Origin of the sequence: Salinivibrio siamensis (assembly GCF_001996005.1) — a bacterium.
Lineage (GTDB): Bacteria > Pseudomonadota > Gammaproteobacteria > Enterobacterales > Vibrionaceae > Salinivibrio > Salinivibrio siamensis.
This window is the reverse complement of the sequence record NZ_MUFB01000011.1, coordinates 87,484-112,693: the sequence shown is the minus strand read 5'-3', so window position 1 is coordinate 112,693 and position 25,210 is coordinate 87,484. Positions and strand designations below refer to the sequence as shown.

Below are 25,210 nucleotides of genomic sequence, written 5' to 3'. Positions count from 1 at the left end.
AGTTGTTCCATCGTCACCATTTCAAGTTCATATTGGTGTGGAGAAGGTTCTTGAAGCATACCGGAGCATCCCTATTGCGACACTCCTATTAGATCAAAGGTCTAGCTCGAAAGCTAGACCTTTGTCAGCAGTCTGAATTGTCTTTTTATCTAGCACGTCACTCGGCCTTTTTTCTTCTATACTTTTGCACTTAACGCTGATTTAAGTCTACGTTAAGGGTTTGCGGTTGCCCTAAAGTGGATGATGTCTTTTTTAGTGTAATCACTCAGCCCTCTGAGCGATTAACACTTTCGCTATCCAATTTAAGGGAGAGTATTGTGGAACATCCTTTTTCACTTGCAGGTAAAGTCGGTATTGTCGCCGGACTGGCCAATGAAAACAGCATTGCGTTTGGGTGTGCTCAAGCGCTAAGCCAAGCGGGTGCCGATGTGCTGGTCACCTATGGCACACCGAAGGCAGAGCGGTTTGTGACCCCGCTCAAAGCGTCCATGGGCGATCCAGAACTCATGCTGTGTGATGTACAGGACGATCAACAACTCGACGCACTATTCGCTCGCGCCAAGGAGAAATGGGGACGGGTCGATTTTGTTGTGCATTCCATTGCCTTCGCGCCTTTGGAAGATTTACACGGTCGCGTGGTCGATTGCTCACGAGAGGGGTTCTCGCTGGCGATGGATATCTCTTGTCACTCGTTTATCCGCATGGCGAAACGCGCAGAGCCACTGATGTCTGATGGCGGCACGCTGTTTAACATGTCCTACTATGGGGCGGAGAAAGCAGTCGATAATTATAATCTAATGGGGCCTGTTAAAGCAGCGCTTGAGTCGACCACCCGTTACTTGGCAGCAGAATTAGGACCAAAAGGGATCCGGGTGCATGCTATTTCCCCCGGCCCGATCAGAACGCGCGCTGCGTCGGGGTTAAAAGAATTTGAAGCCTTGGCCGTGGATGGAGAAACGCGCTCGCCCCTTCGACGTTTGGCAACAGTGCAAGATGTTGGTCATGCCGTGGTTTACCTTAGCGCCGATGCTGGGCAAGTGTTGACGGGACTCACCCACTACGTTGATGCCGGTCATCACCTTAGGTTTTAAGCGCAACGAGGCGAACACATACTTTTTTGACTTGATCGATTATTGAGGAGCCCACCATGTCAGGGACGAATAACGAGGAAGTCATCGAGAATAAGACGTACGATGAGATTTCATTAGGCGATGAAGCGTTTTTAGAAAAGCGCCTCACCATGGAGGACATTAAGCTTTTTGCGATTATGTCGGGGGATGTCAATCCTGCCCATGTGGATGATGACTTTGCCAAAAGCAGTCGCTTTCAGGAAGTGATTGCGCACGGTATGTGGGGCGGAGCATTGATTTCTACCGTATTGGGGACAAAGCTGCCCGGTCCTGGCACTGTCTACCTCGGACAAACACTCGCGTTCAAAGCCCCCGTCATGCTAGGCGATGTGCTGCGCGTCGCTGTTCGTGTCGATAAAATGGACGAAAAGCGTCACCACATTGTGTTTGCTTGCCGGTGTGAAAACCAACGCGGTGATACCGTGATTGAAGGGGAAGCACGCGTACTGGCGCCCACTAAAAAAGTTCGGCGTCAACGCACGGTATTACCAGAAGTGCGCTTATCTGAGCGCGGGCAGTTGCATGCGATTTTAACCGCGGCCGATCACCCKGATCCCATGCATACCGCGGTGGTGCACCCCGTTGACGACAGCTCGATCCGCGGCGCGGTGGAGTCGGCGAAGCAACAGCTCATTATTCCTACCCTCGTCGGGCCTCGTGACAAAATAATGGCGGCGGCGGATAAAGCTGAACTGGATATCCGCGACTTTGACATTGTTGATGTCCGCCATAGTCACGCGGCGGCGGAAAAAGCGGTGGCTATGGCACGTGCGGGGGAGATAGAGGCGCTGATGAAAGGCGCACTGCATACCGACGAATTGCTACATGAAGTGGTTAAACGGGAAGGAGGGTTGAGAACTGAGCGTTGCCTCAGTCATGTGATGGCCTTTGATGTGCCGACCTATCCGCGCCCGCTATTTATTACTGATGCCGCCATTAATATCTATCCAGGGTTGGCTCAAAAGCGCGATATTATTCAAAATGCCATCGAACTGGCTCATGCGATTGGCAACAGTCATCCACGGGTGGCGATTTTGTCGGCCGTGGAAACCATTAACCCTAAATTGAATGCGACCCTTGATGCCGCGGCACTGTGTAAAATGGCGGAGCGTGGTCAAATAACGGGCGGTATCTTAGATGGACCGCTGGCGTTTGACAGTGCCGTCTCCGAAGACTCTCGCGTGACCAAAGGGATTAACTCCCCGGTTGCAGGGTGTGCGGATATCCTGGTGGCCCCTGATCTTGAGGCTGCCAATATGCTGATGAAACAGCTGAGCTACCTCGCAGATGCCACCGGCGCGGGTGTGGTGGTGGGGGCGCGTGTGCCCATTATGCTGACCAGCCGTGCCGATGATGCATTGACCCGCATTGCATCGAGTGCGCTGGCGTTGTTGCTTGCGGAGCATCAACGTAAAGCACTGGATAAGTATAAGTAGGCGACAATGGCGAACATACTGGTCATTAACAGCGGCTCGTCGAGTTTGAAATTCGCGCTGTTTGACGTCAATGCGGATCCGGTTGAGGAAACGCGTTGGCAGGGTGTTAATCGGTTAATGGGTGGACAATTTTCCGGTTTGGGGACCCAAGGTTACGCGGTGTCCGTTGATAGCGGCGCGGATGGGCTTTCTATCCCGCCCGCCAACGCAGCGGATCACCATGCCGCGATTGTTTCGCTATTGGCGTGGCTCGAACCGCGAGGCTTTCTTGATAATCTGATTGCCGTCGGTCACCGCGTGGTTCATGGTGGTACGTACTTTCAGCAAGCAACGCCTCTTGATGCGCGCAGCGTCAAGCTGTWGGAGGCATTAACCTCGCTGGCGCCGCTTCATCAGCCTTATAGCCTTGCCCCGATTAAAGCACTACAAACCCGATTACCCAACATGCGCCAAATTGCCTGTTTCGATACCGCCTTTCATGCCCAGCAGCCCAAGGAGGCGCGCCAGTTTGCGCTTCCTTACGCAATGTATGACAGGGGCTTTCAACGTTATGGTTTTCATGGCTTGTCTTACGACTTTATCTCGCGTTGCTTACCCGAGGTGATCCCGGATTTTGATTGCGACGCCAAAGTGATTGTTGCGCATCTTGGTAATGGCGCGAGTTTGTGTGCTATCCAATCACGACAAAGTGTGGCTTCCACCATGGGCTTTACCGCGCTTGAGGGGTTACCAATGGGAACGCGAAGTGGCGCCATTGATGCGGGATTAGTGCTGCATCTGATCACCGAAGAAGGCATGACTGCAGACGACGTCAGCACGCTCTTATATAAAGAGTCTGGGCTGTTAGGTTTATCGGGTATCAGCAGTGATATGCGCACCTTATTACGCAGCGATAAACCAAGAGCTAAGCAGGCGATAGCGCACTATTGTTATCGGATTGCGCGAGAAATCGGCAGCCTCTGTGCGGCAATGGGCGGTGTCGAACATCTGGTGTTCACCGCTGGGATTGGCGAGCATGCTGCACCTGTACGCGAGCGTGTGGTGGCACAGTGTGATTGGCTAGGTATGCGCTTGGACGCCTCGGCCAATCAAGCCAATCAAACGTGTATATCTGCATCGGACAGTAAGATTGGCGTGTGGGTTATCCCCACTGATGAAGAGCGCGTTATTGCCGCTGATTGTGTCGCGATGCTGTGATGACGATCGCTTCTTGGCGTTGCCTGCCGCCAATGGGGGACATATTGGCTCAAAAAGGTTCAAGGTGGATTGATGATTGCAGCGCCAGTTATACGCTAAAAGTGTGATATTCCATACAAGATTTTTTCTAAGAGTGCACCGAGCGGGCGTAAATCGTTATGCTAGCGCCGAGTTAGAGGATGCAAGGATGTTGTTATGATGCGCTGGGTATGGGTGAGCGTATTATTGCTTAGCCTCACAGGGTGTGCGCAGAAGCTTGGTCGGCCATTTGATATTAAAAATCTCGCCAAGTCAGACATGGATTTAATTACCGATATTCACATCGCTGAGATTCGTGATCTTAGCGAAGCCCTCATCGTGAAACTGTACAAGCGTAACCCGCGCGAGCTCAAAAAAGTGCCCGGCATGACGATTGAAAAACGCGTGGCGCAGTTGATGACGGCAGAACGCCCCGACAATGGCTTTCGAGAGCTGGGAGGAATGGATGGCATCGCGCTGCTGCCTTTAGCCTTTTCAAGTGAATTTGAGGGCGACCGCGTGTTTGCGCTCATGGCGGGTGTTACCGGCATGATCAGTGCGAGCTATAATCATCAACTTGAGTTTTTTTTGCTCGATGATATTGACCAACAAAAACTCTATAACAGTGCTCGAAACCTAGAAAAAATTGCCTGGCTTTTAAACAATCAAAAGGACGAACACGGTCAACTGCTGTTGCTGAGTAATGGCATGGGCAAAAATGGTGTGCCCAATTATAGTTACGAGCGCTTGTTGGGCCAGATGATTATTATTCAAGACATGATGGCCATTATGGTGGCGGACAGTACTAACCGTAATATTAATCAGGTGGTACACAGCATGGCGTCGATGACGTTCTTCCCTATCTAATTAACGAGGCGGCGCAATCACCGCCTCGCTCCTTACCAACCAATTTCTTGGCCTTGATAATCAATAAAGTTGCCGTTTTGACTGTCCGTTAGGGTATCGAGCACATGCTTCAACCCTTGGGCCGATGTGGCAGTATTGATAAGGGCATTGGGTCCACCCATTTGCGTTTGTACCCAACCGGGGTGGAGAGCAATCGAACGAATGCCTTTACTTCGCAGGTCAATAGATAGACTTTTGATCACCGCGTTGAGCGCGGCTTTTGAACTTCGATAAATATACCCACCGCCTGATTGGTTATCACTCATGCTCCCGACTTTTGAGGATAGGAAAGCGAAAATGGGTGTATGGCCACTTTGGCTTGCCTTTTCAAGATGCGGGGTGAAATGTTCAGCGATAACCAGGGGAGCGATGGTATTGACTTCCAGCACCTCGCGCCAGGCCGCTGTATCCACGTCACCGAATTGATACCCTTTGGGGCCATATAGACCTGCATTGTTGATCAGTAAATGGATAGGCGTGTCGATAAGCTGTAATGCAAGTTGCTGTATTGCCGTATGATCCGTGACATCTAATCCGTAGGTGGTGAGTGTTGAGTAACGGTTTTTTAGTGTCATCAAGTGAGGCGCAGAGCCGGGGAAGCGGCAGCAGGCAATCACCTGCCAACCGTGCTCGAGATACAGCTCAGTGAGCGCCAGGCCAATCCCACGGTTCGCGCCTGTGATAAGAAGTGTTGGAGTCATTGTTGCCTCATAATGGCCGGAAGTGTCCTTCCATTATATGACTAACCCTCCATCGACTTTAAGCGTTTGACCTGTGATAAAGCTCGCGTTATCGCTGGCAAGAAAACTAATCGCGTTGGCGATATCCTGCGCGGTACCCATGCGGCCCAAGGGTGTTTTCCCTTTCATCATCTCAATGACTTTATCGGGTAAATTTTCCGTCATGGGCGTTTCAATAAAACCGGGCGCGACACAATTGGCGCGTATTTGCGCACCGTGACGAGCGAGTTCTTTTGACCAAGTCTTTGTCATTGCAATCACGCCACCTTTTGAGGCGGCATAGTTGGTTTGACCAATATTGCCGTCGGTGCCGACGACCGAAGACAAGCTCACAATCGCGCCTTTCTCTTGCGCCATCATCAGTGGCGCGATGGCTTGTGTCATGGTAAAAACGCCCTTTAGATTGACGTCAATGACCGCGTCCCAGTCACTTTCGCTCATTTTGGTCAGCAGGTTGTCACGAGTGATGCCAGCATTGTTCACCAGCACATCGATAACTGCGTGTTGTTGGTGCAAGCTCTGCACCCAATTCGCGACAGCCTCTTGATCGCAGACATCCAGCGCAACGGGAACGATAACCCGATGTGCTTGCCAGTCTTGCATGTTGTCAATATTCCTATCTAATGCATAAATCTTGGTAGCGCCTTGTTCGACAAAGGTTTCAACGATGGCGCGGCCGATCCCTTGTGCGGCACCTGTAATGACACAGTGTTTACCGGTCAGCATGGTGTTTCTCCTCATTATATTCATCGTGCTTTTCTTGGGCGTTGGGTCACCTAAGCCCCTGCTTCTACGTTGGTATCTCGCGGCCAACGTCAGATAACGTGCAACAACTAGGCCAGTGGTGACATCCTCTATAGTAAATTGAGATATCAATTTGTGGGCGTATGGGCTAAAATTTAATCAAGTTGTCACCTTGTTCGAGAGAGGACCTATGCCGACGTCAATCAATTCGCAACCTTTAGCGCAGCAATACATGCAGCGTCAGCGCGATCGTCAAGATGATCAGGTCAATGGCGGTCTCAATAACTCGATGAGCGTGCAAGAGCGTGCCGAGCTGATCCGTAAAGAGCGAGAAGAGCAAAAAGAAGCCGCAGCATCGGGCGAGCAGCGTGAGGATAAGCGTGATTATCAAGCCCTCATTGATCGTGTGGCGGAACAAGAAGCGCAGAAAACGCGAGCGGATGCCTACAACCAGCAGCAACAAGCGCTGATGGATCAGGTGCAAAAAACCATCACACCCAACGGCCAGCAAAACAGTTACAGCCTCAAGGTTTAATACGCCCACCCGCCTGCTTTTTGGTCGCCGCCTTTGGGCGGCGTTTGTGTTTTCGCTGTATGGTTTTCATCTCGCGTTGCAAAAATGTAAAATGTAATGGCGTTTTGGTTGCTATTCTTTACACTTGTTATTGGCTTAAACCCTTAAAAAAACGCGGTTAGCGACGCTTTCCTCTCACTGTTCAGCATAAGTGACACTATTGGTTAACATTTGATTAACCAGCTGTCCGCTTGTCTTCTCTAGTCCCAGTCACCGTCTAATGCTATCTCTAATGTTACACACAAGGAGGAAGCGATTATGACGTCAACCATGCAAGCACCTGTCAAAACGATTAATCCATTGGGCACAGATGGGTTTGAGTTCGTTGAATACACAGCGCCCGATCAAGCGGGTATCGATGCACTTAAGAATTTGTTCTCGTTGATGGGTTTTGCGGAAATTGCCAAACACAAGCACAAAGACGTTTGGCTGTATCGTCAGGGAGACACCAACTTTATCGTAAACGGTGAGCCCGAATCACAAGCGCAAGGCTTTGCTAAGCAGCACGGTGCGAGTGTCAACGCCATGGCGTTTCGAGTGAAAGATGCGGTACACGCGATTGCGTATGCGGCCAAACAAGGCGCCAAAGTGGTTGAGCCAAACATTGGTCCAATGGAGCTCAGCATTCCTGCGGTATACGGCATTGGTGATTCATTGCTTTACTTTGTCGACCGCTATGGTGACCAAAGTATTTATGAAGTCGATTTTGACTTTTATCCAGACTGGCAATCGCGCCTGAAAGAAGCGGATGCAGGATTGAAAGTTATCGATCACCTGACCCACAACGTCGATATTGGCAACATGGATGTATGGGCTGACTTTTACGAGCGTATTGCCAACTTCAAAGAGATCCGATTTTTTGACATTGAAGGCAAAAAGACCGGGCTGAAGTCGCGAGCGCTGACCGCACCTTGCGGAAAAATCCGTATTCCTATCAATGAGTCAAGTGATGACAAGTCACAGATTGCAGAATATTTGAAAGAGTATAACGGTGAGGGGATCCAGCATATCGCCATGACCACCGACAACATCTACCAAACGGTGCGGACGTTACGCCAACGAGGCATGGCGTTCATGGATACGCCGGACACCTACTATGAGAAAATCAACGAGCGTGTCAATGGCCATGAAGAAAGCATCGATGAGTTGCGTGATACCCGTGTATTGATTGATGGTGACGTCGACAGCGGTATCTTACTGCAAATCTTTACCAATACTGTTATTGGACCGGTTTTCTTCGAAATCATCCAACGTAAGGGTAACCAAGGCTTTGGCGAAGGTAATTTTAAAGCCTTGTTCGAGTCTATCGAGCTGGATCAAATGCGTCGTGGTGTATTGGACTAACCGAAACGGTACATAACAAACTCGCTTGAGGCTGCGATACGGGTTATCCGGATAAACTGACTCAAGTCGATAGGCTGTCGTTATTTGTAGACACCCTATGTTATTGGCGCTCCTTTGTGAGCGCCTTTTTTGTTCTTTTTCGCCCACTAACTAGGACATTTCTCGTCCAAAATAAGATTAGACTCTATGATTAGCAGAGAAGCTTTTTCGATAAAAGGTGATTATGAAGGTAGGCAGCCCCCTGACTCGCCCCTCTCTTTCTGCGGGAATCATTACCAAGCTAGCCTTAAGCTGGACCGTACTGACAGCGTTATTTGCGGCGCTTCTCCTGCTGGGCGATTACCAAACGCATAAAGCAGATGTCGATCGCGCCTTGCAAGAGGTGGGCAACAGAGATCTCAGTGCAATGACTGGACATCTATGGCGTGTGGAAACGCAAGCGTTTGAGCAACGGATAGAGCAGCTCATCGCCCAACCTGAGATTGATTATATCCATGTATATGATGCCGATGGCTCGTTAATTGAGCGTGGCGTGGAGCCTGCTGCACAATCGTTGCAAAAGCGTTGGTCGTTAATTGCAAGAGACGAGGGAAACGAGTATACCCTTGGGCAACTTGAGGTGGCGTCAAATTATACGGCGTTAAATGCCTACTTTGGCGATAGTGCTCAGTGGGTTTTTCTTGGATGGTTGGCTGTTTCAGGATTGGGGATCTTAAGCTCGATATGGATTGTGCGTCGCCACTTAGAAAGGCCGTTAGTGGCGCTACACCAGCAGGTCAACCAGTGGGATAATGGCGTACCCACGCCGATTCAGGTCCCCCCCCAATTCCATCATTGGCGAGGTTTTGAAACGCGTTATAACGCTATGATCACGGCGCTAGGGCAACAACTGGCTCAGTTGGAGGACGCGAAGCACGACGCTGAAAAGGCTAGCCAAAAGAAAAGTGAGTTTTTGGCCAACATGAGCCATGAAATCCGTACTCCAATGAACGGCATTATTGGGATGGCCTCGCTGTTAAAAAGCACTCGCTTAAACAACGAGCAACAAGAGTTTGTCGAGATGTTGGAAACATCGTCGATGTCGTTATTAGATATCATTAACGACATCCTCGACTTCTCTAAAATTGAAGCAGGTAAGTTAGAACTGGAACCATTAGAGCTCAATATATTTGAGTTGGGGAAAGATCTTGAGAATCTGTTCATTCTCCGAGCGAAGGAAAAGCAGCTCGCTTTTCGCTGCGAAATAGATGCTGATATTTCCCCTTTGTTGATAGGTGATGCACCACGATTACGCCAAGTGATGATTAATTTGGTGGGTAATGCAATCAAGTTTACTGAGCGTGGGGAAGTGGTTGTCTCTATCAAGCAGGTGAGTGACGAGGATACGGCCAGTGTGCTTCGTTTTGAAGTGAGTGATACCGGGCCTGGCATTCCCGTTGAAGAACAAAGCCGTATTTTTGGTAAGTTCGAACAAGGTGACTCCTTAACAGCAACCGCCCGAGGTACCGGGCTTGGGCTCGCCATCTCACAGCAAATTGTCAATTTAATGGGGGGGCGAATTACCCTCAACAGTGAAGTGAATGTGGGCAGTGTGTTTACCTTCACCGCGCGTTTTGATTGTGCGGATATTCCTTTAGCCACACCAGTTGAGGCGTATCTTTTCGCTGGCGCCCCGATGTTATTGGTAGACGATAGTCGTTTAAACATGCGCATCACCACGGCACAATTGAGCAACCTTGGTTGCCAAGTCACATGCTGCATGCATCCGGATGACGTGATTCCTTTAATTCGCGAACGCCTTGATAGCCACTATCCATTTAAAGTGATTTTACTCGATAAAGTGATGCCCAAAATGGACGGTTTTCGCTTGGCTGAACAAATCATTACCACGTTTGGAGATAAAAGCCCTGCGATTATGATGTTAACGGCGGCGCCCGATGCATTGGATAAGCCGCGGATTGAACGCTCAGGCATAGAGGGTTACTTAGGCCGTCCCTACCAATTTAATGACTTAAAAGCGCATTTGGTGCGCATCTTACAACAGCGCCAACCGACACTGGGGGTCGTACGATCTACCGGAAAAGGCACATCGCTGGCTGGGTTGCATGTCTTGGTCGTGGAAGATTCCAAAGTTAATCAACGAGTGACTGAGGCGATGTTGACCCAGCTAGGGATACATGTTCGCTCGGCTGCCGATGGTGAGCAGGCGCTGGCACTGTGGAAAAGCCAACCTTTTGATGCGATTTTTATGGATTGTCAGATGCCTGTGATGGACGGTTACCAAGCCGCTGAACACATTCGGGCACAAGAATCGCGCTTTAATCGAACCCCCATTATTGCACTGACCGCGAATGCGACAACGGAAGACAAGGAAGCGTGTTTAGCCGCGGGTATGGATGATTATATTGCCAAACCGGTCAGGCAGCATGAGCTCGCGACCATGTTGAGAAAACATACCTTTACCTCGCAAACTTACTTAGTGACGCATTAATGACGTAATACAAGGAACGTGAGCTTAGTTACAAAAATATCAGAAAAAGTAAACAAATCCTGGGGCGGCTCATGCCATTTTCGTTAGGCTTCTAATCTTTTGGTGGGCGAAACACCTAAAACAATTAGAAAGCAAAACGAAAAGAGGAAACATGAAAATCAATAAACTGCTCTCAACGGCAGCTGCGTTGCTGCTTAGTCTCAGTGCGCATGCGGGTCAGCTCAACGTCATGGCGTATAACATTATGCAACTAAGTAACCTACAAGACTGGGATCAAGCTGAGCGTGCCGCCCGTCTGCCGCAAGCGATTGCCGATATGGACACGCAGCCTGATGTGATTTTGATCAGTGAGGCCTTTAACGCGGAAGCCGAGCAAGCGATGAATCAACTGGCGAGCTTATACCCCTATCAAACACCCAATGTCGGACAAGACTGCAGTGGGGAAGGTTGGGATGCGCTGACTGGAGATTGTTCCAATTCTTTATTTGTCGTGCGTGGCGGCGTGACTATCCTTTCTAAATACCCCATTTTGACTCAAAAGGCGCACGTTTATCATCAAAGCTTGAAAGGTAGCTGGGACTATCAAGCCAACAAAGGCTTTGCCTACGTTGAGATCGATAAAGAAGGTGAAGCCTTTCACTTAATTGGCACCCATTTACAGGCAACGCACGATGGCATGTCTGATGAGGAGCACCAAGTGCGCCTTGGTCAGCTTAGCGAAATCAAAGACTTCATCGACAAGGCGGCGATTCCCGCTGACGAGCCTGTGATTATTGGTGGTGACATGAACGTAGAGTGGAGTCGCCAAGATGAAATTAACGACATGAAAGTGGCATTAAATGGCGCATTGTGGTTCACCGAGCCTGAGGTAACGTCTTTTTCCGCCAAGCATAATTGGTTTACGAAAGCGAACGCTTATCACTTTGAATATGACCTTAACTACAACACGACGCTAGATTATATTTTGTGGAGCCGTGACCATGCAGTGCCTGCCAATCAACCTGAGATGAAGGTGGTGCAATTAACCGCCAACGATGATTGGTATTGGGACTACCTTGAAGGCGAGTGGCCGCAAGCGGCTGGACAAACCTATCATGATGGTTACTACCATGAACTCTCTGACCACTATCCGGTCATGGTACAGTTTGAATTTGAGTAATTTCAGCGCTTGATAGAGTGCATTGTTACAGGGCTCAACCATGTTGAGCCCGCTTTCCCTCCCTCCCCCTATTAACGTTATCCAGACACCGCTAATTTCGTCCCGTATGCCAAGACAGTCTGGGATTTTGGACTACGCTTACTGAAAGGATTGCTGGGTATCTCACTTTGGATAAGGTTCCACTGAGATAAGCCGCAGCGTTGATTACTCTCTCACTTACTGCCTAACGATAGCGCTGGGTCGTTTGAGGACAACGATGAGAATACGAGGGAAGCATGAGTAGGCCGCGTTTCCATGTCATCTACGTTGACGATGACGCGCTCACATTAAAGGCGATTGGTCGGGTGATTCGCCGCTTGAAACCGAGTTGGGCTATCAGCTTGATTAAGAATCCTACCCATTGGGAGAAAGGCCTGTTAGATGATCAGTCCCCTTCTCTGGTGATCAGTGATCTACTGATGCCCAAGCTAAAGGGGGATGCGTTATTAGAGCAGGTTCGAGCGCGCTTTCCTGGTACGATACGTGCCCTGATAACAGGGGATACGCGCCAAAAAATTACCGAACTCGCGACGCCTAGTGTGCACTTCGTCCTACCCAAACCCTTCTCTGAAGATGACTTTGATAATGTACTCAATAGTGTTGAGCGCCTCTATAAGTTGCCAATTGATGCTGAAACGCGTAACCGGTTAGTCGGTATTGAGGACTTTCCCGTCTTGCCTGACTGCGTGCGCCGTTTACGTGCCACGATTAATGATCCCCATTCAGACATGGAACAAATTGCACGAGTGGTCAGCGAAGAGCCTCCCCTAGTTGCCCGACTTTTACAGCTTGCTAATTCTGCTTATTTGGGCTTTCGAAACCGGACTTGGTCAATAGAAACAGCGATTAATCGACTGGGCATTCAATCGGTCGAGTCAATTGCTGCCACTATGGTGGGACATAATGCCTTTAAGCACTTGTCCACCAAAGAGCACTATGCCGTGGTGGATGAACATATTGAACTGGCTAATGTGAGTAAGTCGCTGGGACTATTCCTTGGGTATGACAAAGCGCATGCAGAGCGTTTGTATCTCGCATCAGTGTTGTCTTCGTTAGGGGAACTGATGGCGCGAGAGCTTGGCTGTCGTGAAAGTAGCAACAATCCCATTTGCGATTTACCTGCCCGTTTTGATACTGCGCTTGTCGTCTCGAGTTATATCATTATTTTGTGGGGCTATGATTTTGAGCTTGCAGAGATTGTGTTGGCAAGCGGCGCCATCCCGTTATCCCCTGAAAGTGAGCGAACCAAGGATGGCGCGCTATTGCATTACTGCCGGCAGTGGATTAATGCGAACGATATTGATAAAGCCAAGCTTTTACAGTCTTGGTCGGCCAATATCGGCGCTTTTTTTACTCAGTCGTATAAGGAGACGATTTGAATGTGCCGGATAACAATCTATGACGCTGTGGTTTGCTGTGCATGTGGCATAAACATGGAAGGGGAACGTGGAGGATAACAAGATTTCACCCGCGATTTTAAATGGGCTCTCTATCGCGGTATGTCTTATCGATCGTGACTATCGTGTTGACGCCAATACCTGCTTTCTTCGCAGCCTCAACGCAGCAAACGACGCCCTCGTTGGAGACGCGCTGTTAGCGCGTCTTCCTGCTCATCATCAATTTTTACAACAAAACATCGACACGGTTTTCTCGACGCAAGCGCCATTACAGTCATCCGGCGCTGTCATTATAGATATATGCGGGGATGTTGATGCGGCATACATATGGCAAGACGTCGAGTTTCTTCCCATTCTGTCAGTGCATGGCGAGGTCACACAGGTCGCCATTTGTTTTTATCGCCCGACAGCGTTGGCGGCCCCTACGCGAGAGGCTCTTCCCTCTATCCCAGATACTGAGCGACTCAAACGAAGCACTGAGGCATATCAAGAGGTCGTTTCAGAACTCAAGCAGTTACAGAGTCAACTGCTTCAGTCAGAGAAAATGGCGTCGATTGGGCAAATATCGGCGGGAATTGCCCATGAAATTAATAACCCTATCGCTTTTATCTCCTCCAACATTCGCACGCTATACGACTATCTAGATAAATTTACCGCCTATGTCCGTTGTTTGGACGAAAAGATAGAGAGCACCGACAATAGGGCCTTACTGGCAGACCGACAGGTGCTAAAAGACGATATTCAATTGAGTTATTTACTCGAAGATGCCAGCGATCTGATTGAAGAGTCGTTAGAAGGGATCACGCGAGTGATGACGATTGTCAAAGATCTCAAAGAATTTTCACACGTTGACAATGGTGAATGGGCGACCACTGATATTCGCCGCGGTATCGACTCGACACTGAAAATCATCCATAACGAGATTAAGTATGCGATTGAAATAGAGAGAAACTACTCGCCTCAGACACCTGATATCCTTTGTCAGCCCATGCAGTTGAATCAAGTTTTTCTCAATCTACTCATTAATGCCGCACACGCGATTGAGGGCGAGGGAAACATAAAGATTTCTGTCGCCCCCCTCGATGAAGAGCATCTGATTATTGAAATCAAAGATAACGGCCAAGGGATCCCAGAAGAGGCGCTGGCGACTATTTTCGAGCCATTTTATACCACCAAACCGGTCGGGCAGGGGACGGGGCTTGGCTTGTCCGTCTCGCGCGATATTGTTGTCGCTCACGGTGGCCAAATCACAGTAACCAGTGAGCAAGGAAAAGGGACGACGTTTACGATTGTGTTGCCTTGCTCGGGAAATCAGGCTGAGGGTATTTCTTCGCCAGTCCATGAGGTGATGAAAGGAGGGCGCAGCCCATGATGGCGTACACGGAAATTCTATTGGTTGATGATGAGCCGCATATCCTACGTGCGCTAAAGCGAGAACTGCGTCGTTTTGTGGCGCATATTCATACCGCAGAGTCGGGGCAGCAGGCGCTTGCTATTTTATCTGAACATCACATTGGCCTCGTGATTTCCGATTACCGGATGCCGCACATGGACGGTGCGGAATTACTGATTAACATTCATCAACGTTATCCTGATATTGCCACCATCATGTTATCCGGACAAGCCGATTTGCCGGGTGTTTCCCGGGCCATCAATGCCGGCGCATTGAGCCAATACGTTAGCAAACCTTGGGATCGCGAGGTGTTGTGCGATACGGTTAAAACGATCTTGAGCAATAAACAAGCGTCTTTGCCGCACGACACGCTGACGAGATGCCTTTCGCAAGACGCCCTTAATCAGCGCATTCAAGCTATGGCGGTGGATGTTAAAACGCCGTGGTTGGTGGTGATTATTGATAGCCAAGGAACCAGCACGATTAATGAAACCCAGTCGGTGATGGCGGGGAATCATCAGTTACAGCATGTCAGTGAACACCTTCATCAAATAACGGAATTTCACTGGTACCGCATCGCAGATAAGTTTGTGGGGTTGTTGGCGTACTCCTCGACAGGTCATTGTTTGTTAAATGCGTTGATTGAGAGCTTGAACCGTGCCAGTGAGGAGAAATCACTACCTACACGATTGATGGTCAGCGCGCTTCGCTCTTGGCAGGAGATATCCTTCGAGACGATTCAGGCGCGTAAAGCGAAAAAAATACCGCTTTATGATGCGCACTATTGGCTTCCTTGTCCTGATGGGCATCAAGACGACGCAACGTTGCGTACTTTGATTCGCGATATTGAAGCCAAACACTTCGAGGCATTTTTTCAACCACAATTGAATATTGTGACTGACGAAATTGATGGCTTTGAAGCACTGGTGAGACGTCGACTCGAATCGGGTGGTTATCAAAGTCCTGCGGCGTTTTTGCCTTTGCTAAGTCAATACCAGCTCGAAGACGTGTTAACCACCGCGATGTTTGAACAAGCGCTGGAAGCGATTCGTTTATTACGCCAGGCAGACATTCTCAAGACAATCAGTGTCAATGTGACCGCTCGGCAGTTGGAGACGGGTTTTGTGGTAGGCGTGATTCAGCGCCTTTTGCCTGACTATCCAGACGATGTCCCGCAACTGGAGGTTGAACTGGTCGAAACCGACAGGATCCATAACTTTACGCATGCCCACCAACAAATGGATTGTTTGAAATCACTCGGTATTTCCTGTGCGTTAGATGATTTTGGTACCGGCTTTGCTGGCTTTGAATCCATGTGTGATTTACCTTTTGACGTGATAAAAATTGATGGTCGCTTTGTTCGTAATATCGGCCAGAGTGAAATGGACGAAGTGATCTTGTCATCGATTAGCCAGAGTGCGGCGCTAATGAATGTAGAGGTGGTCGCTGAGTGGGTCGAAAATCAAAACCAAATTGACTTTTTGAGAGAAAAAGGATGCACGCGAGTACAGGGCTATGGCATTGGTGCGCCGCTTAGCCGTGATCATCTCCTGGAGTTTTTAGCGACTTTTAAACACAACAACATACCCTCTCAAGCATAGCGGCAGTGATTAAGCATTATTCGCCGCTGCATGAGTGACCTGACGCACGAGTGCGATGGTCGCTGTGGTGCCGTCCGCGGTTGAAGTAAGCTGTATCGTCCCTTGATGATGGCGAACAATATCATAGGCATAGGTCAACCCGAGCCCCATACCTTGTCCAACGGGCAAGGTGGTGAAGAAGGGATCGTAAACACGGTGGCTGTCATCTTGAGGTAGCCCTGGTCCTGAGTCTTTCACCGTGATGGTGCACAAATCGTCATTCTCCATACCGGCTACGTCAATATGATGTGTCATCGTTGCATGACCGCGTTCACAAGCTTGAAGTGCATTTTTGAGCACTTCTTTAAACAGCATGACCAGTTCGTCATGGCGGCCCATCACTGGAGGAAGTTGATAGATACTGGCAGCAATAGATATGTTGATATTCTTGGGTGGAGACAGGGTATTCAGCGCCTCATCAATCACCGCAAAGATTTCAACGCTTTGAAAGTGTTGGCGTGTTTGTTGATTATAACTGGAGTACTGCTGTAAGGCGGAAACAATATTGATCACGCGCTGCACACAGTCGTTAGCATCGGCAAGGCTATCACTGAAATCATCGTAGATGTCATCCACGAAGTGACGTTGTTTCCAGCGAGTGAGGGTCTCAATTGGCTCTGATTGGTGAACAACTCGCTCGGCAATATCTGTCCACTTTTGATAGGTCTCGAGATACTCTTGACACATTTGAAGGTTACTTTTCACCACGCCGATGGGGTTATTGATCTCATGAGCAACTCCTGCCGCCATGGTCCCAATCGAGGCCATTTTCTCGCTTTCGACCAGCTTCTCCTGCGTTTGCTTGAGTTGATGATTTATCTCGCGTAGCTGTTCATTCGATTGCACCAGGTCAGCGGTACGTCGCGCCACCTTGGTTTCCAGCGATTGATTCGCTTCCTCTAACCGCTTTTGGTAGGTCTCGGTTTTGTTTTCGGAATCACGCAATGCTTGAATCATATTGGTAAACGCGGTAGCCACACTGGCCAGTTCATCTTTGCCGTGGGTTGAAATGTGAACGTTTCTTTTGCCACTGGCGATAGTATCGGCGGCGTTTTTAAGCTCTGATAAGCGCTGGGTGAGATAGCTCCCCAATAGATAAGAGAATAAGGCCACTAACAGCATCTCGCCCAGCACAATGAGCATGCTCCAGTTTTTGGCATCTTGTATCTGGCTCAATAGGCCTGTTAAGTCAAAGCCAATCCAGACCGATCCAAACTCAATGTTCGACTCAGAAATGGTCGCGCGTACATCATACAGTCCATCCGTGACGGACTGTGCATTCATCTCAAGAATGTCTGTATTGAAAGAATCAGGAAGGTCCCCGGCTGATGATAGGACGCTTCCGTTATCGCCTACAACCGCGACATACATAATATCGCTGTTATGGAGTAGCTCTTGAGTAAAGGAGTCAACAGTGGCGAGATCGAACGATAACACCGCATTTTTTACCGTGGAAGCGAATAACTGGGTTGTTGAACTGGCACGTTGGTTGAGCCCTTGGTAGTTGGTGGTTTCTAAATAGTTGAGAGTCAATGTCAGCAGAATCGCCAACAGGATCGCCTCAATCAGGGCGACACCTAAGATGGTCTTTAATCGTAAGGACATGGGCTAGTCACTCAATAAGTGTTGCAACAGCGTAATGTTTAACGCTCTTACATCGTCCCAATCCTCGTTCTGCGCTGGCTCTATCCCTTTAAAACTGATATTTCCCAGCAGCGTTTGGCCCTTTTCACTGTTATTGAGGGAGAGAAAGGCCGCTTTAATCGCATTGGCGACTTGAGGGTCAAGGTCGGGATGAAATGCGAACGCATGAGGTGTGTAGCCAGGGGTTTTCCATAATACTCGTAACTGTTTGCTAACCTCGGGATCGGTATTATTAAACGTCCGTTCAATGCCACCACCGGCAATAAAGAAATCTCGCGCAACGTTTAAATAAACGGAGTCATGAGACGAGACATATTGCGGTGTAATGTTTATGCCTTGATTTTTCAGCGCGGCACGAGGCACCACACTGGCGGCAAACGCGGCCGGTGAAGGAAACGCTAAGCGCTTGCCATCGAGCGCTTCAAGTGAGGAAATGGACGCGTCTTTTTTGACGACTAAAATACCGTGAATCCGCTTATCTTTTTGCTTCGCAAATGCTTGGTAGCCAGGTTTTTGATGGAAAACCGTATAGTGGTAAGGATTCATGTAAGCGACATCATATTCACCGGTGAGCACACGTCCTTCGAATTCGGGAATGTCTTTGGCAGTACGAAAGACAAGGTTGTACCCCGATTGTTGAGAGACGTACTTTAAAATTGGACCCCAGTTGTTAGCCAATGTAATTGCAGATTGCTGTGGCACGATACCAAAGGTAATGTCTCTTGCGTGAGCGTGGCTAACGAGGGTAATGCTGAGTAAAAAAGACAGCAAAATGACTTTCATTCATTCTTTCTCGCAATGTGATTGATGAACTACCAGACAGTGTAGTTACTGACTTCATCCCTTGCCACGCAATGAAGCGTGATTAAGCCAATGAAATCACATTGTAATCACACCACGCGCTTTTCTTATTTGGGACGAAACGGCAGCGATATCCACAGCGAGCTGTCGTCCTTAATGACAGACGACGGGGTGTCAGTGGGTGAGGGTATTGGTGGGAAAATCGGGAAGCTGCAACGTCCAGGCGCCCAGCGAGGACTGGGCGCGAAAAGGAACATAATTAGAACGTGGCGCTGTAGCTTAAGCTAAAGGTGCGGCCAACGCCTTGATAGGTGACTAGATCCGCTGGAATACTTGGGCTATAGACTTTTTGTGCCTTTTGACTCCAAATAGTTAGGTAATCTTTATCCAGTAGATTTTGGATACCAAAGTTAATTTGACCGACTGGCAAGGTGTAGTAACCATTGAGACCGACAAGTTCATAGCCCTCGAGGCGATCACCCTCTTTATCTGATAAGTCACCAACATGTTGCAGGTTAAGCTCAGTGCCCCAATCGAAGTTATCGTATCCGATCGCTGCCATCGCCGTTGATGGGCTGGCGGTGTAGATACTCAGGTCTTTCCATGTGCCTTTATCTTTTTCCTCACTTTCGACAAGATGGCCTTGCAAGCGAGAGTACCAATTATCAGAAATATAGTAGTTGACTTGACCTTCTAAGCCATAAATACGTTGTTCATTGTTATCTAGCTCGAGCTGTGTATTGGAGTATTTGTAGGTTTTGTCAGAAAGTGAATAGTACGCAGATAACTGAGTGTTAAATGATGCATTGCTTAGGCGCCACCCTAGCTCGTAAGAGTCTATTTTTTGACCATCGAGGCCTACATTACTGACGCTAACGTAATCATCTAAAGCAGAGCCAGAGTATGAGCCGTAGCCGTAAAACTTACTGGGATCGGGCATATTGAAGCCTTGGCTAAAGTTTGCCCATACTTGTTGCTTGTCAGTAAGGTCATATTTAATTCCGGCATTAAAGAGCCAGATATCTTTATCCGCTTTACCGCCAGGGATAGCTTCTGCCTGCGGTTTTCCGTCTAGCAGGGTAGCGAGTTGCTTATATACACTGACAAAACTATCACCATCATACTCAGTATTTTGATAGCGAATGCCAGCGAACAAGTTAGTTTTATCTGTGATTGCCCAATCAATTTGGCTGAAGACCCCGATATTTTGTGTGGTGAAGTCAGGATAACGATCGATATTTGCTTTGTGCTTAAAGCTCAACCCTTGGCTCGTTGCACTAACTGATGGGTCGTAGATACGTTGAAACGCACTAAAGGTCTCATGCGAATAGTCCACACCATAGTTCAGTGTGGCCTGAGTAAAGTCTTTTTGTAGCAGCAGCTTTCCGCCTAGTACGTCATTGCTCTGCTCTGAGGCACCGAATGCTAGTGTGGGAGCTGATATATCACCAGAAAGAGCGTAATCAACTTTTTGCTTGAATGACTCGGAAATCATTGGAAAGGGAAAGTTCCCGAATGTCTCTTCGCGGTAATAGACTTGAGCCAAAAGGGAGTGACCAGCGACATTAGCGTGACTATATTGAGTGTTAAGCATCAACCTTTCGGTAAAAGGCTGCTCGCTTAACACTAATCCGTCCGAGCGCTTCAAATAAGATGAGTCTATCAAGCCAGCATATAATTCTACATCGCCATATCCAGCGTAATCCGGATAGATATTGCCTACAGGAACGGATGTTTTAGGCCCGTAATCAATCCCATAATCCGTATCTTGCTGACTGTTATAGTATTGTGCAGTCAGGGAAAGGTGCTGTTCGTCGTCAGGGCTGTAATCTAAGTTACCCATTACATCAATGCTGTCATTGAATTGGGTATCAGTTTGGGTGACATCGGGCAAAATAGGATCGCCATTGCCGTCGTAGGCCGCACCTTTACCTTCATACGCCACGGATAAGCGCCCTTGCAAGGTTTCACTGCCGCCGGATACCGCGACTGCGGCTTTCTTGGTCAGGTCTTCGCTGTTGTTAAACCCAGTGGTGACGCCAGTCTGCACCTCGAGTTGCGCATCGCCTGCTTCACCTCGTTTGGTGATGATATTGATAATACCGCCGGTTGCGCCCGCGCCATAAATGGAGGTCGCGCCTGACAGTACCTCAACACGGGCGACATTAAAGGGGTCGATACTATCCAGTTGGCGGCTAATGGTGCGAGCGGCATTCAATGCCACGCCATCAATCATGATTTGCGCGCTGCGGCCACGTAAATTCTGTGAGGCGTTGGTACGTGCGTTGGTGCTGCCAAAGTCAAAGCTTGGGATCAGCTTTCCTAGTGCCCCTTTTAATGACTCACCGCCTTGAATTTCACGGGTTAATTCTTCATTGGTGATCACCCAGTTGGTGCTGGCTGAATCGGCGATCGTGGTTTGAATTTTACTGCCGGTGACAATGATGGTTTCGGTATTGGCCGCAGAAGGGGCGGCGTGGGCGAGATGGGCACTGATCACTAACGCCAGCGGTGAGAGCGAAAAGCTGACTGCTTTTTTGGTGTTCATAATTATCCTTATACGTTACAACCCTGCAGGGCATAGTGAGGCTGCCTCCCTGCAGATACGTCTACGTCACTACCTTTTTCCAGTATCAAATGATAATGGATATCATTATGATTATTGATATGTAACCTGATTGTCAATACATAGATAGTTGGATTGATGCATGTAATCTAGCCTCTTGAAAAAAGAGTATAAAAACGCAGTGACTAAATAAGCCTGTGTCTAGTGATATCCGTACGTCGACAAATCGTTTGGCACAAGCTAACGCGGTAGGGAATGACTGAAGAGGGGTAACATCTGGAAGCTATGAAGAAATCCATCAAAAAAGCCAGCTACTGGAGCTGGCCTAAGAACTGTCAACCTATTTTAGGACGAGACATTCCTTAATGTGGGCTTATTTGCCGCCCTTGCTTTGTTTAGTTAGTTCTTTGATAGTGCGGCTGATTTCACGGCGCTGCTTAGAAATTTCCGCATTTTTGATGATGTGGTCATCAACGCGATCTTCGTAATCGCCTTTCATGTTTTTGATGATCTCCACGATCTCTTCATAGGACATCTCTGGCTGGATGTAGTCGAGCAAGTTTTCTAACAGCACCACCCGCTTTTGGTTGTCGCGGATTTTCTTGTCGTTGTCCTGGATTTCGCGCTTCAGTTTGTTCTTTTGTCGTGAGTGCTTAACGATCTCGTATACGCTGGTCATAGTAGTCGCCTTCTATCTTTTGAAGTATGAAAAAATTAAACCACAAGCGCTGCCGCAAACCCAGTCTTTTCGCGCTTGAAGTGAGGAGTTTTTAAACACTTGAATGAAAAAGGCGGGTGAAGAAAAGACACTGTGAGGCCAGTTTATCAACAACCTCATTAGCTGGCTAAACCGTCACCCTACCTTCTTCGCTGATTGATGGTGGCAACGATAACAGGTGAGCATTGACAGTGTCATGACACATATCAAGGCTCACCGATAACGTGGTAATCACGCTCAGTAGTCGGTTGGGCTGCCCTCGAGCTTGACCGATGAACCGGATGTTTTCATCATCGCGCCGCGCAACATGGCTTGCACTAGCTCAGTGGCATCGAATTTCGTCAGTGCTTCGTGCGCCCCGACTTGTTTGGCACGGTCGACACTGATATCACTTGATAGCGAGGTGTGTAATATCAAGTAAGCTTCCGCCAGTTTATCGTCGCTGCGGATTTCAAAGGCTAGCTCATAGCCATCAATCCCAGGCATTTCGATATCGCTAACAATAATATCAAATGGCTTGCCGGCTGAGGCGGCATTTTTCATCATTTGCAGCGCTTCTAGGCCGTTATTGGTGACAAAGTAGGGGATGTTTATACTATCAAGCGCCTCTGATAATTGCCGTCTCGCCGTCAATGAGTCATCGACCAAGAGGATATTCATGGGTTTGAGTTTCTCACGATCGACGTCGGCTAAGATGGGGTGCAGCTTGTCAGGATCAGAGGGGAAAATGTGCTCCATAATGTATTCAACATCAAGCAGTTGCACCAACTTGTCGTCGATGTTCATCACGCCGGTAAGAAACGCGCGTGTTCCTAAGGTTTCCGGTGGCTCTGAAATAGAACGCCAATCGCACTCGCTAATCTTGTCGATTCCACGGACCAAAAAACCCATCACCCGGCGCTGACAATCGGTCACGATAATGTAGCAAGACTCCCATTCTGACTTGGCCACGGGTTTGTAGCCAATCGCTTTTGCCATATCAATGACAGGGGTTGCGATGCCACGGAAGCTAGTGGTTCCGATCACCGTTGGGTGAGATCCCGGCAAATCCGTGAGCGGCTGAAAAGGAATGATTTCTCGTACCTTCAACGTGCCAATCGCGAAAGATTGGGTGGCGGTGAGGCGGAACATCAACATGCCTTGTGCTTGATTCGCTTTGCTCTTCATAGCATCACTCTGCGTGTTATCGTCAGTCTTCTGATTAGGGTAACAGTGTTGTCTCTAAACACCTATTCTTACCCCAAGGATAGGGCTAATGGGTGAAAAGATAAAACTTTTGCCTGCCATTGTCTCACATTTGAAACTTATTGATAGTCTCATTTAAACGTGGTGTATACCACGCTTTTAGGTCACGGTTTTTGCTAAGATAGCGAAAGATATAGGCTAAGTGAGCCAGTCATTTAGGCGTCACCTTCTGCAAAGAGGTTGCCTGTGGCTGTATCTTACCTAAAATAAGAAAGAACACGCTTTTTGTCTCGGTACTTGAAAGTCTCAGTGCAACGCGACACAAAAGCCCCAACATTGAGGCACGTTAGCAAGGATTTACGTGTCCGGATAAATGCGAATGAGCAGTAACACGACGGTTGAGTAGACTATGACCAATATTTTAGATTCGGTAGATTCGCGGACACGATTGGTGGGTGAAAACCGCCTCGAGCTTTTAATGTTTTACCTTGGCTCTACCCAACCTTTTGCCATCAACGTGTTTAAAGTACGTGAAGTCATCAAAGTGCCAAAGCTCAACCAAATGCCTGGCTCCCATCCGAACATCCGTGGCGTTGCCATGATTCGCGGCAAATCTATTCCGGTGATTGACCTACGTCAGTCTATCGGCATGGGCTCGATAGGCATGTCGGATGAATGTAACGTTATCGTGACTGAATATAACCGCACCATCCAAGCGTTCCTCGTTGGGCAGGTGATCAATATCAAAAACATGGGCTGGGATGAGATCATGGAGCCGCCTTCCAGCTCTGGACGCAATAATTACTTAACGGCCATTACTCGCCAAGACTTTGATGGTCAAACGCGTTTAGTGGAAATTGTGGATGTGGAAAAAGTGCTGGCTGAGATCGTTGCGTATGAAGTTGGCGTTTCTGAAGATGTCCTCGACCCGCAACTGACCCCTTATATGACAGGGCAGCGAGTACTGGTTGTCGATGACTCATCCACGGCGCGCGCGCAGGTTAGTGAAACCTTGTCGCAGTTTGGCGTTGAGTGCATCATCAAGAAAAATGGTGCTGAAGCACTGAATTTGCTCAAGAGTTGGTGCGATGAAGGCAAAAACGTGAGTGACGAAATTTTGCTTATGATCACTGATGCGGAAATGCCGGAAATGGACGGTTATAAACTGACGCACGAAGTGCGCTCTGATAGTCGGATGAGTGATTTGTACATTGCACTGAACACCTCACTAAGCGGTAGCTTCAATGAGGCAATGGTTGAAAAAGTGGGCTGTAATCAGTTTATCTCTAAATTCCAGCCCGACCTTTTGGTCAATGTGGTGCAGGAGCGTTTGCGCCAAGTCGTGGCGAGTTAAACCGCCTAGGCACCAGTGAAAACAAAAAGCGAGCCGTGGCTCGCTTTTTTTATTGAACATTGAGGGAGTGACGATGAAAACGGTATTTTTGATGCGCCACGCAAAATCGAGTTGGGATGATCCGAGCCTCGATGATCACGAACGTCCGCTCAATCCGAGAGGATTTCGGCAAGCGCCGCAAATGGCGGAGCGCTTGAATGCTTGGTTGCACCAGCCACAAACGATTGTGACCAGCACAGCGCAACGCGCGAAAGATACGGCAGTGCTGGTGGCACAAACGCTGACCGATAAGCCGCCCATTGTTTTAGAGGAAACGTTATACAGTGAGCATGCATCGGCAATCATTCATACCATCCAAGCACTCGAGTTAGAACAAGATGTGGCGATGATTATTGGCCACAACCCTGCACTAAACAATTACTTACATGGAGTGGGGATGACCAAGGATAACTTGCCGACCTCAGGTGTGGCGGTGGTGCAGTATCCCGTCGAGCACTGGACAGAGGTTGCGAATACGCATGCACAGCTTTGCTTTCTCGACTGGCCTAAGCGACTTCGAGGCTAGTTTCGTCTATGGAACAGGATGCTGTCATATGCATACTAGATATGGTGCGCTCTGAACTATATTTAGCGCTTGGATTGTAAAGTTATCTACTGTACCTGTGGATAACCCCGTTAATTTCTTTGTAGGCAATGGCGGCAGTACGCGTGAGTCGTGGAGAGCAACCCCAAGA

Annotated in this window: 20 protein-coding genes; 13 read left to right on the top strand and 7 right to left on the bottom strand. The window is 48.6% G+C overall.

Translation table 11 applies throughout. The features are described 5' to 3' along the window. The first annotated feature begins 317 nt into the window (after positions 1–317). The 4 genes from fabI (at position 318) to BZG73_RS07775 (ending at position 4,648) form a co-directional block, all read left to right on the top strand. Positions 318–1,091: an enoyl-ACP reductase FabI gene (fabI, locus tag BZG73_RS07790; RefSeq protein ID WP_046075638.1), complete on the top strand. Its 774-nt coding sequence runs from the start codon at positions 318–320 to the stop codon at positions 1,089–1,091. A gap of 56 nt (positions 1,092–1,147) precedes the next feature. Then, complete coding sequence (locus BZG73_RS07785) at positions 1,148–2,566, top strand: bifunctional enoyl-CoA hydratase/phosphate acetyltransferase (RefSeq protein ID WP_077668019.1); 1,419 nt, start codon at positions 1,148–1,150, stop codon at positions 2,564–2,566. A gap of 6 nt (positions 2,567–2,572) precedes the next feature. After that, a complete protein-coding gene (locus BZG73_RS07780) occupies positions 2,573–3,763 on the top strand; it encodes an acetate/propionate family kinase (protein WP_077668018.1) in 1,191 nt (396 codons plus the stop codon). Between the two features lie 195 nt (positions 3,764–3,958). Then, positions 3,959–4,648 carry a hypothetical protein gene (locus BZG73_RS07775; protein ID WP_046075641.1) on the top strand — a complete coding sequence of 230 codons (690 nt, stop codon included), beginning with the start codon at positions 3,959–3,961 and terminating at the stop codon, positions 4,646–4,648. Between the two features lie 32 nt (positions 4,649–4,680). Here the strand turns inward: BZG73_RS07775 and BZG73_RS07770 are convergent, their stop codons facing one another. Beyond that, on the bottom strand, positions 4,681–5,388 hold the full coding sequence (locus BZG73_RS07770) for an SDR family oxidoreductase (RefSeq protein WP_046075642.1): 708 nt from the start codon (positions 5,386–5,388) through the stop codon (positions 4,681–4,683). Between the two features lie 33 nt (positions 5,389–5,421). Then, positions 5,422–6,153 (bottom strand): 3-oxoacyl-ACP reductase FabG, encoded by a 732-nt coding sequence (gene fabG / locus BZG73_RS07765; protein WP_077578485.1) that lies wholly within the window; start codon positions 6,151–6,153, stop codon positions 5,422–5,424. Positions 6,154–6,361: 208 nt separating this feature from the next. On the opposite strand from fabG, the gene BZG73_RS07760 reads away from it, so the two are divergent. The 7 genes from BZG73_RS07760 (at position 6,362) to BZG73_RS07730 (ending at position 16,169) form a co-directional block, all read left to right on the top strand. After that, a complete protein-coding gene (locus BZG73_RS07760; RefSeq protein WP_046075644.1) occupies positions 6,362–6,706 on the top strand; it encodes a hypothetical protein in 345 nt (114 codons plus the stop codon). Between the two features lie 297 nt (positions 6,707–7,003). Further along, a complete protein-coding gene (gene hppD, locus BZG73_RS07755) occupies positions 7,004–8,089 on the top strand; it encodes a 4-hydroxyphenylpyruvate dioxygenase (protein WP_046075645.1) in 1,086 nt (361 codons plus the stop codon). A gap of 223 nt (positions 8,090–8,312) precedes the next feature. After that, on the top strand, positions 8,313–10,580 hold the full coding sequence (locus BZG73_RS07750; protein ID WP_077606702.1) for a response regulator: 2,268 nt from the start codon (positions 8,313–8,315) through the stop codon (positions 10,578–10,580). 151 nt (positions 10,581–10,731) lie between these two features. Continuing rightward, the gene (locus BZG73_RS07745; RefSeq protein WP_077668017.1) at positions 10,732–11,739 is read left to right on the top strand and encodes a sphingomyelin phosphodiesterase; all 1,008 of its coding nucleotides are present in this window, start codon (positions 10,732–10,734) and stop codon (positions 11,737–11,739) included. A gap of 275 nt (positions 11,740–12,014) precedes the next feature. Continuing rightward, positions 12,015–13,157 (top strand): HDOD domain-containing protein, encoded by a 1,143-nt coding sequence (locus tag BZG73_RS07740; RefSeq protein ID WP_077578482.1) that lies wholly within the window; start codon positions 12,015–12,017, stop codon positions 13,155–13,157. A 67-nt stretch (positions 13,158–13,224) separates the two neighbouring features. Further along, complete coding sequence (locus BZG73_RS07735) at positions 13,225–14,547, top strand: sensor histidine kinase (RefSeq protein WP_077668016.1); 1,323 nt, start codon at positions 13,225–13,227, stop codon at positions 14,545–14,547. Further along, positions 14,544–16,169 carry an EAL domain-containing response regulator gene (locus tag BZG73_RS07730; RefSeq protein ID WP_077668015.1) on the top strand — a complete coding sequence of 542 codons (1,626 nt, stop codon included), beginning with the start codon at positions 14,544–14,546 and terminating at the stop codon, positions 16,167–16,169. Before BZG73_RS07735 ends, BZG73_RS07730 begins: the two co-directional genes overlap by 4 nt. 9 nt (positions 16,170–16,178) lie before the next feature. Here BZG73_RS07730 and BZG73_RS07725 read toward each other — a convergent pair whose 3' ends face one another. The 5 genes from BZG73_RS07725 to BZG73_RS07705 all read right to left on the bottom strand — a co-directional run bounded on the left by BZG73_RS07725 (position 16,179) and on the right by BZG73_RS07705 (position 23,104). Next, on the bottom strand, positions 16,179–17,813 hold the full coding sequence (locus BZG73_RS07725) for a HAMP domain-containing sensor histidine kinase (protein ID WP_077668014.1): 1,635 nt from the start codon (positions 17,811–17,813) through the stop codon (positions 16,179–16,181). A gap of 3 nt (positions 17,814–17,816) precedes the next feature. Next, a complete protein-coding gene (locus BZG73_RS07720; protein WP_046075651.1) occupies positions 17,817–18,635 on the bottom strand; it encodes a phosphate/phosphite/phosphonate ABC transporter substrate-binding protein in 819 nt (272 codons plus the stop codon). Positions 18,636–18,912: 277 nt separating this feature from the next. Further along, entirely contained in the window at positions 18,913–21,201 is a 2,289-nt protein-coding gene (locus BZG73_RS07715) for a TonB-dependent receptor (protein ID WP_077668013.1), read from the bottom strand. Between the two features lie 391 nt (positions 21,202–21,592). After that, on the bottom strand, positions 21,593–21,898 hold the full coding sequence (locus tag BZG73_RS07710; protein WP_046075653.1) for a DUF496 family protein: 306 nt from the start codon (positions 21,896–21,898) through the stop codon (positions 21,593–21,595). A 276-nt stretch (positions 21,899–22,174) separates the two neighbouring features. Then, a complete protein-coding gene (locus BZG73_RS07705) occupies positions 22,175–23,104 on the bottom strand; it encodes a chemotaxis protein CheV (protein WP_046075654.1) in 930 nt (309 codons plus the stop codon). Positions 23,105–23,531: 427 nt separating this feature from the next. On the opposite strand from BZG73_RS07705, the gene BZG73_RS07700 reads away from it, so the two are divergent. Together BZG73_RS07700 and BZG73_RS07695 are read left to right on the top strand one after the other, a co-directional pair. After that, on the top strand, positions 23,532–24,476 hold the full coding sequence (locus BZG73_RS07700; RefSeq protein ID WP_046075655.1) for a chemotaxis protein CheV: 945 nt from the start codon (positions 23,532–23,534) through the stop codon (positions 24,474–24,476). Between the two features lie 73 nt (positions 24,477–24,549). Further along, complete coding sequence (locus BZG73_RS07695) at positions 24,550–25,041, top strand: SixA phosphatase family protein (RefSeq protein ID WP_046075656.1); 492 nt, start codon at positions 24,550–24,552, stop codon at positions 25,039–25,041. Positions 25,042–25,210: the final 169 nt, after the last annotated feature.

Coding starts and splice junctions, on each gene's coding strand:
- BZG73_RS07770 (WP_046075642.1), bottom strand. CDS start 5,388: ATGACTCCAACACTTCTTATCACAGGCGCGAACCGTGGGATTGGCCTG.
- BZG73_RS07720 (WP_046075651.1), bottom strand. CDS start 18,635: ATGAAAGTCATTTTGCTGTCTTTTTTACTCAGCATTACCCTCGTTAGC.
- BZG73_RS07715 (WP_077668013.1), bottom strand. CDS start 21,201: ATGAACACCAAAAAAGCAGTCAGCTTTTCGCTCTCACCGCTGGCGTTA.
- BZG73_RS07760 (WP_046075644.1), top strand. CDS start 6,362: ATGCCGACGTCAATCAATTCGCAACCTTTAGCGCAGCAATACATGCAG.
- BZG73_RS07725 (WP_077668014.1), bottom strand. CDS start 17,813: ATGTCCTTACGATTAAAGACCATCTTAGGTGTCGCCCTGATTGAGGCG.
- BZG73_RS07730 (WP_077668015.1), top strand. CDS start 14,544: ATGATGGCGTACACGGAAATTCTATTGGTTGATGATGAGCCGCATATC.
- BZG73_RS07745 (WP_077668017.1), top strand. CDS start 10,732: ATGAAAATCAATAAACTGCTCTCAACGGCAGCTGCGTTGCTGCTTAGT.
- BZG73_RS07705 (WP_046075654.1), bottom strand. CDS start 23,104: ATGAAGAGCAAAGCGAATCAAGCACAAGGCATGTTGATGTTCCGCCTC.
- BZG73_RS07775 (WP_046075641.1), top strand. CDS start 3,959: ATGATGCGCTGGGTATGGGTGAGCGTATTATTGCTTAGCCTCACAGGG.
- BZG73_RS07710 (WP_046075653.1), bottom strand. CDS start 21,898: ATGACCAGCGTATACGAGATCGTTAAGCACTCACGACAAAAGAACAAA.
- BZG73_RS07695 (WP_046075656.1), top strand. CDS start 24,550: ATGAAAACGGTATTTTTGATGCGCCACGCAAAATCGAGTTGGGATGAT.
- BZG73_RS07740 (WP_077578482.1), top strand. CDS start 12,015: ATGAGTAGGCCGCGTTTCCATGTCATCTACGTTGACGATGACGCGCTC.
- BZG73_RS07700 (WP_046075655.1), top strand. CDS start 23,532: ATGACCAATATTTTAGATTCGGTAGATTCGCGGACACGATTGGTGGGT.
- BZG73_RS07750 (WP_077606702.1), top strand. CDS start 8,313: ATGAAGGTAGGCAGCCCCCTGACTCGCCCCTCTCTTTCTGCGGGAATC.
- hppD (WP_046075645.1), top strand. CDS start 7,004: ATGACGTCAACCATGCAAGCACCTGTCAAAACGATTAATCCATTGGGC.
- fabG (WP_077578485.1), bottom strand. CDS start 6,153: ATGCTGACCGGTAAACACTGTGTCATTACAGGTGCCGCACAAGGGATC.